The sequence below is a fragment of the Streptococcus cuniculi genome (assembly GCF_001921845.1).
In the GTDB taxonomy this organism is placed as follows: Bacteria; Bacillota; Bacilli; order Lactobacillales; family Streptococcaceae; genus Streptococcus; species Streptococcus cuniculi.
In genome coordinates this window covers 290,257-302,500 of record NZ_MSJM01000001.1, presented here as the reverse complement: position 1 = coordinate 302,500, position 12,244 = coordinate 290,257, and the positions used below count along the sequence as shown (strand labels likewise).

10 protein-coding genes are annotated in these 12,244 nt (G+C 43.2%); 9 read left to right on the top strand and 1 reads right to left on the bottom strand.

All coding sequences use genetic code 11. The annotated features are described in order from the left end of the window. Positions 1 to 149 precede the first annotated feature (149 nt). Entirely contained in the window at positions 150 to 1,064 is a 915-nt protein-coding gene (locus tag BU202_RS01450) for a helix-turn-helix domain-containing protein (RefSeq protein ID WP_075104021.1), read from the top strand. Positions 1,065 to 1,200: 136 nt separating this feature from the next. Here BU202_RS01450 and BU202_RS01445 read toward each other — a convergent pair whose 3' ends face one another. Further along, entirely contained in the window at positions 1,201 to 2,196 is a 996-nt protein-coding gene (locus BU202_RS01445; protein WP_075104020.1) for a YdcF family protein, read from the bottom strand. 177 nt (positions 2,197 to 2,373) lie between these two features. On the opposite strand from BU202_RS01445, the gene BU202_RS01440 reads away from it, so the two are divergent. The 8 genes from BU202_RS01440 to BU202_RS01405 all read left to right on the top strand — a co-directional run bounded on the left by BU202_RS01440 (position 2,374) and on the right by BU202_RS01405 (position 11,933). Further along, positions 2,374 to 2,826: a MarR family winged helix-turn-helix transcriptional regulator gene (locus tag BU202_RS01440; RefSeq protein ID WP_075104019.1), complete on the top strand. Its 453-nt coding sequence runs from the start codon at positions 2,374 to 2,376 to the stop codon at positions 2,824 to 2,826. Then, positions 2,823 to 4,589 carry an ABC transporter ATP-binding protein gene (locus BU202_RS01435; RefSeq protein ID WP_075104018.1) on the top strand — a complete coding sequence of 589 codons (1,767 nt, stop codon included), beginning with the start codon at positions 2,823 to 2,825 and terminating at the stop codon, positions 4,587 to 4,589. The genes BU202_RS01440 and BU202_RS01435 overlap by 4 nt, the downstream gene beginning before the upstream one ends. Beyond that, complete coding sequence (locus tag BU202_RS01430) at positions 4,579 to 6,327, top strand: ABC transporter ATP-binding protein (RefSeq protein ID WP_075104017.1); 1,749 nt, start codon at positions 4,579 to 4,581, stop codon at positions 6,325 to 6,327. Before BU202_RS01435 ends, BU202_RS01430 begins: the two co-directional genes overlap by 11 nt. A gap of 254 nt (positions 6,328 to 6,581) precedes the next feature. Further along, the gene (locus BU202_RS01425) at positions 6,582 to 7,022 is read left to right on the top strand and encodes a CoA-binding protein (protein WP_075104016.1); all 441 of its coding nucleotides are present in this window, start codon (positions 6,582 to 6,584) and stop codon (positions 7,020 to 7,022) included. Continuing rightward, positions 7,022 to 7,519 (top strand): kinase, encoded by a 498-nt coding sequence (locus BU202_RS01420; RefSeq protein WP_075104015.1) that lies wholly within the window; start codon positions 7,022 to 7,024, stop codon positions 7,517 to 7,519. Before BU202_RS01425 ends, BU202_RS01420 begins: the two co-directional genes overlap by 1 nt. A 236-nt stretch (positions 7,520 to 7,755) precedes the next feature. Then, complete coding sequence (locus BU202_RS01415) at positions 7,756 to 8,298, top strand: T6SS immunity protein Tdi1 domain-containing protein (protein WP_075104014.1); 543 nt, start codon at positions 7,756 to 7,758, stop codon at positions 8,296 to 8,298. A gap of 112 nt (positions 8,299 to 8,410) precedes the next feature. Further along, a complete protein-coding gene (locus BU202_RS01410) occupies positions 8,411 to 9,610 on the top strand; it encodes a TipC family immunity protein (RefSeq protein ID WP_075104013.1) in 1,200 nt (399 codons plus the stop codon). A 607-nt stretch (positions 9,611 to 10,217) separates the two neighbouring features. Then, positions 10,218 to 11,933, top strand: coding sequence for an LPXTG cell wall anchor domain-containing protein (locus tag BU202_RS01405; protein ID WP_075104012.1), 1,716 nt, complete (start codon positions 10,218 to 10,220; stop codon positions 11,931 to 11,933). The last annotated feature ends 311 nt before the right edge of the window (positions 11,934 to 12,244 follow it).

Sequence of the window (12,244 nt, the reverse complement as noted above, 5' to 3'; positions counted from 1 at the left end):
AAGGAGGAGCCGTGTTGAAAGAATTTTGGTATCTATTATCGCAATTAAAATGGTGGACCTGCTGTTGATGCAGTGTCTACTATAGGAAAATAGGCCAAGGGAACAGAGCCTTCCCGCCTTTTTCTGTTGATAAATAGGTGTTGTTGGAGATGGAAAAGGAAAAGATGACTTTCGGAGAGTTTATTCGAACTTTACGCTTAGAACGGAGATGGACCAAGGAAGACTTATGTGGAGATGAGGCCTGCCTATCTGTCAGACAGTTAACGCGACTAGAATCTGGTCACTCAAAGCCGACCTTGGCCAAAATCGAATTTATTGCTTCGCGTTTAGCGATTCCAACCTATCAATTGATGAAATACTATGTTGCGCTGCCACAAGACTATCTGGATTTGAAATACCTTGCCCTACGTTTGTCTGCTTTTGGGCAGGAGGAAAAGTTGGATGAGATGGCGGCCTGTGTGGAGGAAATGGCAGAACGGTTCTATGACCAACTACCAGAAGACGAGCGCGTCATTATCTGGATTTTGCGCTGTCGCATACGGATGTGTCGAGGGATAAAGCCTGCCACACGAACGCAGATTTTTGATGATTACCTAGAGCAGGTTCAGCGCCGTAAAGTTTATGGTATCAACGATTTGCTGCTCATCCATGTTTATTTTTTAGCCTGTCAGTTAATAGAGGATTTACTTGAAGAACCCTTTTATAGGCAGATGGTTGATTGTCTGTTGGAACAGGACCAGCACTTAAAAATTGAAGAATGGTTTATCTTGCGTGATGTCTTGATTGCCTGTCTGACGGCAGGTTTACAATATGGACTTGCCTATAAACACAGGGAGATGCTTGCCTTACTAGAGCAGATGATGGAGCTGACACAGGATTATCAGAAAAAAGCCGTTGTCTATCTTTTAGAATGGAAATGCGCCATGATGTTCCGCCAAGATGTTGCTTTGGCACGAAAGTCCTATCAACAGGCTTTGGCATTTTCACATGTCCTGCGTGATACCTACCTTCGTCAACAACTGATGTCAGAGTGGGAGTCTGATTGGCAGGAGTATGGGAAATAGTAAGATGCGAGCATAGAAAAAGAGCCGGCTGGCTCTTTTTTCTCTGTGTTCATTTTGATTTTCATTGACTATGAGTACGGCAAGTCGAAAGTGACGATGTATCAAAGTTCATTCAAAAGACTATAGCATTTAAATATTAGAAAAAGAATGAACTAATCCAAGATAAAATGTTGAGTCCGATGATGACTGCATGCCACTTCCAGTACATGACAACAAGACCAACGCTTTCACGAATCCAAGCGCTCGGCAGGTAGTAAAGGGCCGTTTTCGAGCCGACACTACGGCCTTTGAGACCCAGTTTTCGCATGTAAATCCCTGCTCGCAAGGAGTGAAAACTATTGGTCACGACTAGAAAGCGAGGTGTCGTTTCTTGTTTTTCACCAATCAATTTCTGTGAAAAGGTCAGGTTTTCAAGGGTGGTGGTGGACTGCTGCTCGAGCAGAAGTTTGTTGGCAGGAAGCCCCTTATCTAGCAGATAGCGGGACATGGCCTTGGCTTCGGAGATGTTTTCATCACTGCCTTGACCGCCAGAAACGATGATGGTCGGCTGTTTGCCAAATTTTTCATAGTAGAAGAGTCCCTTGTCTAGACGCTGTGCAAGTAGGGGCGGAACCTTGTCACCTATTAGCCCAGAACCGAGGACAATGATGTAGTCAGGCTGGTAGGTGAGAGGAAAGAGATTGTAAAAAAGTCCGTAGATGACATAGGATAGGTAGAGAAAACTCCCATAGACGAGAAGATTATCGAGTAGCGCTGCCAATTTTGCAATGATAAAATAGTGAGATAGGAAGTGGAGAGCCAGAGTGAGGAGGATGCCTAGACCGTAAAAAAGCGAGAGGAGATTGGCCAGTCTACGTCCTTCAAAGGTCATCATCTGTTTTCCGTTAAAGAGGAGATAGACGGTTGATAGAACTACACTTAGTGGAATGAGCAGAAGCCCACCAATCAAGATGATAATAGCCGTTTGCCTATCCCAGAGACTTAGTTGTACGACAAAGAAGCCCGCGACAATGGCCGCAAAGAGAATGAGGGTAATGAAAAAAAGATAGGCATTGATCAGGCGCCTAGGTTCGATGAGAAAGAGGACGATAAATAAGAGGGCAGGGAGTAGCCAAATGAGGTGAAGAATCATAGATGTCAGCCTTTCCTTCCAATGAATATATTTAGCTAGTATACCATAAATCCTAGGAGTAGAAAAGGTTGAAAAATAGTGTTCTAAGAAATCGTTCTCATGAGAACGTTCTTCTTGACATCTGATAAGAAAGTGCTAAAATGGTTCTCATGATAACGAATTAGAGAGGAATAGAATATGACAACGGATCCACTTCAAGAATTTAAAAGATTAGCCCATAAAATGGGCTCTGTCGTCCACTCGGTGGCAAAAAATGCGGATATGGACTTGCTCGGAGGACCGCAGGGGCATGTGTTGCACTATTTAGCCCTTCATCAGGATAAAGAAATCTTTATTAAAGATATTGAGCACCATTTAAAGATTTCTAAATCCGTTGCGAGCAACCTCATCAAGCGGATGGAAAAAAATGGCTTTATCGTGGTAGAGCCGTCCAAGGTTGATAAACGCAAGAAAATTGTCCGTCTATCGGATAGCGCCAAGGAAAAAAGCAAAAAAATGAGTGACTTTTGGGGCGATTTGCGCCAGCAATTGGTGGCGGGTATTGCGCCAGAAGATTTAGCTGTCTTTTCAAAAGTCATCCAAGAACTTCATCAGAATCTAGAAAAAATTGAGCAGAAGGAGAAAGAATGAGTAAACTATTGAACCGTTTAAATGGCAAAGAGCGGTTGATGATTCTAGCCAGCATTGCCTTTGTCTGTTTGACTGTTTGGCTGGAATTAGAAGTGCCGACCTATATGTCCGAAATCACCAAGCTCTTGCAATTGCCAGACACGACTGCATCAGACCTTTGGTCGCCTGGCTTGAAAATGCTAGGCTTGTCTCTTGCTAGTTTTGTATCTTCTGTCATGGTTGGCTTTATGGCCTCGCGCTTGGCTGCGAGCTTTACGACCCGTTTGCGTAAGGATATTTTTCACCGTGTCCTTGATTATTCGGATGCGGAAATCAAACGTTTTAGCATTCCTAGTTTGTTGACACGGACGACCAATGATTTGACCCAGATTCAGCTTTTGTTTACCATGGGTTTGCAGGTAGCAACTCGTGGGCCGATTATGGCGATGTGGGCTTTGAGCAAAATCGTTGGAAAATCAGACCATTGGCTCTGGGCAGTTGTCGTTGCAGTCTTGATTAACCTGGTCATGATGACCATTTTGGTCACTTTGGCTTTTCCAAAGCAGACCATTGTCCAAAAATTGACCGACCGTCTCAACAGCGTGACCAGAGAAGGTCTATCTGGTATTCGTGTCGTTCGGGCCTACAATGCTGAAGACTATCAGGACGGCAAATTTGCACAGGCCAATGAGGAATTAACAGCTTTAAACCTCTTTGTCAGTCGCTTGATGGCCATTATGAATCCTGTCATGATGACGATTTCGAGCGGTTTGAGCCTAGCGATTTACTGGATTGGGGCTTACTTGATTAACGAGGCGGAGCTCACCGATAAATTACCGATTTTCAGCGATATGGTGGTCTTCATGTCCTATGCCATGCAGGTCGTGATGGGCTTTATGATGATGAGCGCCTTGTTTATCATTTTACCGCGCGTTTTGGTCTCAACCAAGCGGATTAACGAAGTCTTGGATTTGACCTCTTCGATCAAGTCGCCTGAAGCGTCTCAAACTGGAGCAGCAGGTGCTAATCAGATTGTCTTTGAGGATGTGACTTTCCGCTATTCTGATACATCTGAACCTGTGATTGAACAGATCAATTTTGCCGCAAAGGCAGGAGATACGGTGGCCTTTATCGGCTCGACTGGCTCTGGAAAATCCACTCTGGTCAACTTGATTCCGCGTTTTTACGATGTGAGTGAAGGGCGGATTTTGCTGGATGGTGTAGATGTGAGAGACTATAGCGCGGCTGATTTGCATGCCAAAGTCGGCTACATTCCGCAAAAAGCGGTGCTATTTTCAGGTGATATTCGCAGCAATATTGATTTTGGAGAAAGCAGGCAAAGCCCACTTACGGATGAAGCCATTTGGGAGGCCTTGGAGTTGGCGCAGGCGAGAGGCTTTGTTGAGGAAAAAGAAGACGGTTTGTCTTCCCATGTGGCCCAGTCTGGTAGTAACTTCTCTGGCGGTCAGCGCCAGCGCTTGGCGATTGCGCGTGCCCTTGCTCGTAAGCCAGAAATTCTGATTTTTGATGATTCATTCTCTGCGTTGGATTATCGGACAGACCGCACCTTGCGAGAGGAGCTTGCCACACAGACCGCAGGAATGACCAAGTTGATTGTTGCCCAGCGAATTTCAACTATCATGGATGCCGACCAAATTTTGGTGCTGGATAAGGGAAAAGTCGTTGGTCAAGGGACTCACAAGGAGTTACTAGCCAGCAACGAGGTCTATCAAGAAATTGCCTACTCACAATTATCGAAGGAGGAATTGGAAAATGGAAAATAAGAAAAACTCTTTATTTAGCCAGATGAAGCCTTATATCAAAGGTTTCCAAGTTCCCTTTGTCCTTGCGATGATAGGAGCCATTATCTCTAGCATCATCACGGTGATTGGGCCAGATAAGTTAAGTGAAATCACGGACTTGATTACCGAGGGCTTGATGACGGGTATTGATACGGGGCAGATATCTGAGATTGCCATGACTCTAGCCATTCTTTATGGAATTGGTGCGGTGGTCAACTATGGCCAAGCCTTTACCATTTCAACCATCGTACAGCATTTCTCAAAACGCTTGCGCACAGCCATTGCTGAAAAAATCAACAAACTACCCTTGGGCTATTTTGATAGCCATTCACAAGGTGATACTCTGTCGCGCGTGACCAATGACGTGGATACTGCCAGCCAGTCGCTCAACCAAAGTTTGGGAACGGTCCTGTCTGCTAGCATTCTCTTAGTCGCGGCCCTTATCATGATGTTTACGACCAATGTGACCTTGTCTTTTGTGACGATTGGCTCAGTCTTGTTTGGTTTTGTCTTTGTCGGCATCATCATGGGGCGTGCGAGAGGCTTTTTCAAGAGCCAGCAAGCCAATCTTGCCAAGGTCAATGGCTATGTCGAAGAAATGTACTCTGGCCACCAAGTTGTGACCAGCTATCATGCAGGTCGTGAGGTCAAAAAGCAGTTTGAAACGCTCAACCAAGCCCTTTATGGCAGCATGTGGAAGTCCCAATTCATTTCTGGGATTATGATGCCTATGATGATGTTTATTGGAAATTTTGGCTATGTCATGGTTGTAGTCACAGGTGCTACGCTTACCCTCAAGTGTCATGCGACCATGGGGACGATTGTCGCCTTTATGGTCTATGTCCGTATCTTCTCCCAACCCCTTTCACAGATTGCGCAGGGCTTAACAGTCTTACAATCGGCTAGTGCAGCGATGGGGCGTGTCTTTGAGTTTTTAGCGGAGCCTGAAATGGAAGATGAGCAGGATAAGCCGCAGCAGTTACAAGCTATTAAAGGGGATGTGACCTTTGAACATGTATCTTTTGGCTATTCGCCAGATAAGACCATTATCCATGATTTTTCTGCAACAGCTAAGGCTGGGCAGAAGATTGCCATTGTCGGGCCAACAGGTGCTGGAAAGACGACCATTGTCAATCTCTTGATGAAATTCTATGAGATCAACCAAGGACGGATTTTGATTGACGGGGTGGACACCAAAACCATGAAGCGCTCCGAGGTCCACGATGCCTTTAGTATGGTCTTGCAAGACACCTGGCTCTTTGAGGGAACGATTAAGGAAAATCTCATCTATAATCAACCTAATATTTCAGATGAGGCAGTCGTTCAGGCTGCCAAAGCGGTTGGAGTACATCACTTTATCATGACCTTGCCAAAAGGTTATGATACTATGTTGGATGACACCGTGACCTTGTCTGTAGGGCAAAAGCAATTACTCACCATTGCCCGTGCGCTTCTGAAGGACGCACCGCTCCTTATCCTTGATGAGGCAACCAGCTCTGTCGATACGCGGACAGAAGAGCTCATCCAAAAAGCCATGGACAAACTCATGGAAGGACGCACCTCCTTTGTCATTGCCCACCGCCTATCTACGATTCGCAATGCCGATCTCATCCTCGTCATGAAAGACGGCAATATCATCGAACAAGGCAACCACGACGCCCTCATGAACCAAAATGGCTTCTATGCGAATCTATACAACAGCCAGTTCAGCGATGAGTAGTAAAATGCTTCGGGGAAGCATTTTAGCCTTGCGCCTAGAAATAGGAAAGCGTAAGTAACTTGGTGGGGTGTTTTAGCCTCGAGCCTGAAAACAAGAGAGCGAGGGAGGTTCGGGGAAGCATTTTAGCTTCATATATAAAGTGCGCTTAGATAAAAGGCTTGAGTCGAGCAGTCTAACTGTTGGTCTCAAGCCTTTTATTTAGTGGTGTCGGATAGCTTTTTCGTGGTATAATAGAGAAAAAAGGAGGAAGTACCATGTACGAATTTCAAAATCCAACAGATGAGCAAGTGAAGAGCTATCTAGCCAATAGTAAGACCATTGCAGTAGTCGGCTTGTCAGACAAGGATGATGCAGTCAGCAAGCGCGTTTCTAAGTTTATGCAGGACAGGGGGTATCAGATTATTCCTGTCAATCCTCGCTTGGCTGGCGGTGAGATTTTAGGCGAGAAAGTCTATGCCAGCCTCTCTGATATTCCACTTGCGATTGATATCGTGAATGTCTATCGTAAGAGCGAGTTTTTAGCAGATGTGGCGCGTGAATTTGTGACCGTTGATGCGCAAGTCTTTTGGGCACAATTGGACCTTCAAAGTGAGGAAGCTGCTGCGATTTTAGAAGCTGCTGGTCGCACAGATGTCGTCATGAATCGCTGTATCAAGCGTGAATACGTGCGTCTTATGGAGGGGGGTGCAAGCTAATGGCTACTCTTGTGATTATCCGAGGAAATTCCGGATCGGGTAAGACCAGCTTGGCGCAGGCGCTACAAAATCACTATGGTCGCAAGACCTTGGTCATTTCCCAAGACAATGTCAGGAGGACTATGCTCAAAGAAAAGGTGGAGCCAGGTAATCTTTCGATTTCCTTGACCGAGACCATTGCGCGCTTTGGGTATGCGGAGGATTTGCTGGTCATTGTCGAAGGCTTTTACGAGACGGAGATTTACGGAGAGATGTTGGCAGATTTGCGCACACTCTTTGCGCCTCGGGTCTTTGCCTATTATTACGATTTGCCGTTTGAAGAGACGGTCAAGCGGCACGCCACTCGGGCGAAACAGGCTGACTTTACAGCCGCTGATATGAAGCGTTGGTGGATAGAAAAGGATTATCTCGGTTGGGAAGAAGAGGAATACTTCACAGTTGAGGTAAGTCTGGCAGAGGCTGTTCAGATGATTTGTCAAAAGATAGAGAGGACTTGATTGCCTCTCTTTTGATAAGCAGAAGGCTCTCAACTGACTCCCCATAAAAAGAGCCATTCTTTCCGTTGCCTCTAAATATTAAGAGTGTCTATATGATGTCATCGGTCAAAGTCGAAAACATAAAAGGCAGTTTAAGGTATAAACTTGTTACAGTAGATGAAATCGTTCGAACAATACATTATGAGGATTTGAGTAAAATTTATTTGAATATCAAGTTGGTTCAATAGGAGGTAGTTATGTTATTAAAATTTTCTACAATTTCATCTATGCCTAGTGATGTAATTGATAAATATTGTAATCGTATTCCGAGTGAATTATTGCAATTGTGGAAAAATCAAGGGTTAGGATATCTACTTAATGGTTATTTAAAAGTGATTAATCCTGATGATTATTTGGAGTTTGTTCGAAGGACATATTTCAGAGGTGAGCTGGCCATTCCAATTTTTATAACTGCTTTTGGTGATATTATTACTTTAGAAGAGCAGAAGTATTTGAGAATAGTGAGATATAAAGATGGTGACTTTATATCTGTTTTGGAGAATATGCACTATTTCTTAGAAGATTTGGAAGACGAAGAACTCTTAGAAGAGTACTTTGAAATTAAGCTATATGAAGAAGCTGTTCGCCACTTAGGCCCTTTAAGTTATGAACAGTGCTTTGGATTTGTTCCACTCTTAGCACTGGGAGGTCAGAAGAATGTATCCAATATTGATAAAGTTAGGACTCTAGAACATTTAAGTTTGATTACCCAAATAACAGGCGGAGTTGGATTCGACTAAATACAAGAAATCATCTAGAATTTTCTAGGTGATTTCGCAGTTTATACGATTGTAGATGTGGTATAGGGTGGTAAAGTTACTCTCGGTAGCATTATGATCAGTCTTGCGATTAATGCGGTATCTGAAGGAGTTTGAGCCCGCGGAGCTTAAGAGCGCAGCCTCTCATGCGGTTAATTGGGTCAGCAATAAGGTAAGCCAAGCAGCTAACTGGGTTGGTACTCAGGTTAACAAGGCTAGGAACTGGGCAGCTCAGCAGTGGAATAACTATCAACAACGAAGAGTAAGTTATCAAGCATCGGGACCACAAGCCTATTATCCAAGCGCTTCTTTCTATGCCTCCCAACAACAAGCGCAGGCTCAAGCTCAAGCAGTTCAGCGCCGTCAACAACATATTCGAGATGAATATACCCAAGCTACAGGTCTCAAGACAACACCTAAGACCCGCGAAGGGGGCAACCTCTTCCGTAATTGGGGGAAAGCACTCCAGAAGATGTACAAACATGTTTGTACGACTGCAAAGCGGATAGGTAAGCAGACAGCTAACTTCTTGAAGAAGGTAGATTGGAAGAAAGTATTGGTGACTGCAGGAGGGATTGGCGCTTCAGGCGCTATCCTCTCGGGCTATGATGCGTATAGTTCTGGAAAAGGCGGTTGGGCTTTAGCAGGAGCAATTGAAAGAGATATTATGAACAAAAAAAAAACAATTTATGCGATAACTTTATTAATATTGCTTACCGTGTTGCTGCCAGTCACTTTGCTTGCTTTGAGACCGAGGTATAGCAATATCTTTGAAGAAATTTATCATGATGAGTACCATCATGCGACAACTGCTTTTTTACGGACGAATTCTACTCTGGATAATTTACCAGATATAGAAGATAAGAAGACGGGAGGGCTACTTTATGGAGTGATAAGTGAGAAGTACAAAAAGGAAACGCTTCCTGAACATATAGTAAGTATAGTATATAATTTTTTATATCCTAATGATCAGTTGAAAAATGGAAATATTTCTATAATAATAAACTATAGACTTGAATCTTCAGATATTCTTCAAATGAGCTATTTGTATGAACATGATTCAAATTTATTGAAAAGAGAATTTCGTGTATTTTCAGAGTCATTTCAACAAGAATATGCCCTAAAGCAATATTTCCGAGAGAATAACTTAAATTGTAAGGATTATTTTGAAATAGGAGATAACTTGATAAAAGAAAGACTGATTCCAGACTGGCTCCGTGTCTATCCAAGTCGTTTTACAAAAGATAATTGGGGGCATGTCGTTCTGGTTGGTGAGGAAAGCATTCATCCGTAAGTCCAACCAAGGTCTTTTCGAGGGACTAGTTTTTAAAGTGTTTGTTGGTTGTTAAAAGAGGGGTTCCCTCTTTTTGTTTGTATTCAAAATTTACACAAAACATATATTTTTAAAATGTTTGGGAAATAGCTTCTTTCGTGTAAATAACTACAAATAATGTTCGGATAATATGAATAGTATCGGTTTTCTTTCTATTCTTTTTGAAAATATCTATGAAAGTGCTCTTGCTTGAATTTCATCTTGTTTATTTTCGGGGGTAGGCAATGTGAGAACGGTTGCAAAAATGCTAGTCTGGGGGTATAATGTATATAAGTGTTAGGAAAAAATAGAGAAGCTAGTTTTGTGTACATTCGTATGAAATCTAGCTTTTATCGCGTAAATAAGATGATGCGGAAATAGGTGGAGAAAGGGGACTGTATTTTATTAGTTAGAATACAACAGAAATCAGATAAGGGTGGGCATTGTCGTTTCGCTGACTAGAGTGAGGCGAGGATGTAGAATAACTACTTCACTTCATGTCAGATACAAGAAGTGAACAAGACTAGCTAGTACACTTTTCTCTCGGAATAGAAAGTGTAAAAAATAATATATAAGGATTGTGAACAAGATGAAAAAAATGTTGAAAAAGTTCCTATACCTTGGTGCAGCGCTAGGTTTGCTAGCCAGTACGATTACTAGTATGGGACAGGTAGTTGCAGTAGATACGGATGGTGGACAAAACCTCCCTCGTAAAGGTATTCAAATTGAAAAAGTAGATAGCAAAAATGAGAACCAAAAACTAGCAGGGGCGATTTTTAAGGTTTCCGATGCAAATGGCACAGAAGTAGCAACTGTTATCACGGATAGTAAGGGTATAGCGTCTGTTGCTCCATTACCTCTAGGGGTCTATAGAATTGAAGAAATAACGCCTCCTTCCGGTTATAAGTTACCTGAAAATCCTGTAGGAACCATTGATTTGACTCAGGGAAATGAGCCAACTGTTCATTACAAGGTAAAAAATAAGAAGAGGGTCACAGGGGTCATTGATTTTCGGAAACTGTCAGATGTTCCATGTCCTCCTGGGTTCAATCCGAGCGTAGTGATTCAAGTACCTAGCAATAATGGTGGCGTTGTTGTTAAGTCTGCTGGAGCAAGTGACGCGCCACAAGGTTGTTATGTCTCTTCTACAATTATCTATCAGCAACCACCTTCTAGGGGCGGTGTGGTCGTTAAGTCTCGGGCGGCAAATGAAAAGAGTTCTTCCACAGTATATGCTTTAGCAGGTGTCGTCTTTGCTTTAAGACAGGGAAATCAGGAACTATATACAGCAACGTCGGATGGGCATGGGATTGTACGGTTTGAGGATATTCCAGAAGGGACTTATACCCTTGTTGAAAAATCGACTGTGGATGGCTATGCCATTAATTTTGAACCAAGAGAAGTAACGATTGATGAAGACCATCAGTACATCTCCTTAGGCAACATTGAGAACAAGCAAATCAAGGGGAGTGTCAAGGTCACGAAAGTTGATGCGGACGACAAGTCTAAATTGTTGCCAGGCGTTGTCTTTGCCTTGAAACAAGGTGACAAGGAAATTGCCAGAGCAACAACAGATGCAAATGGTGTCGCTCTTTTTGAAGGCCTTACTAAGGGAACCTATACCTTAACTGAAGTTTCAACGGTTGATGGCTATGTCTTGAGTCAGGAAAGCCGCGAAATCGTGATTTCAGAATTGGATCAGGTAGTTGAAGTAGCCGATTTTGAAAATCGGCCAATTAAGGGGAGCGTTAAAGTAACCAAAGTTGATGCGGATGATAAAGCGAAAGTCTTGCCAGGCGTTGTCTTTGTCCTGAAACAGGGAGACAAGATTATTGCAGAAGCAAAGACAGACTCAAACGGAATTGCAACCTTTAAGGATATTGTTCATGGAACCTACACGCTTGCTGAAAAATCAACCATCGATGGCTATGCTTTGAGCAATGAGACTCGTGAAGTGACCATTTCAGAAGATGGTGCAGTAGTGGAGCTTGGTACATTTACCAACAAGAAAAAACCAACACCAACTCCGCCACCATCCTCAAGCACTCCAAGCACAAGCTCCTCTACGGAGCCAAGTAGTTCAACAAGCACAAGTTCCTCTACAGAACCAAGCAGCTCCACAAGCACCAGTAGCACATCGCTTCCACCAAGCTCAGGGTCAACCCCGCCACCAGTTGCTAAAGTACCGGGCAAACGACGCATGCTTCTTCCACGTACAGGTACAACTACTTCTATCTGGATGGGTGTCCTAGGATTTGCCTTACTTGTTCTAGCAGGATTTGTATACCGCACCAGAAAAGATTAATTTCGTCTAGCAGACGATAAAAGGGAGTGGAGGTTGGGATAAATATTTCCTGACTACTCAAAAACCCAGAAGTTCTATTGACGGAACTTCTGGGTTTTAGTTTTATGCTCTTCTTAGGTTATATTTGTCTCACTCCCCACCTCTTTTTTGAATGCCGCCTATTCTTCTTTAGTTGAGATTTTCGGCTTTTTCGTATGGATAGATGTCAATTCCTGTGCGAGTACACACAGGATAATCGTTGATTAGTATCATTCTAATCAACATTAAAATTGTCAGATAATTGCTTGAAAATGAGAGAAACTGTGCTATAA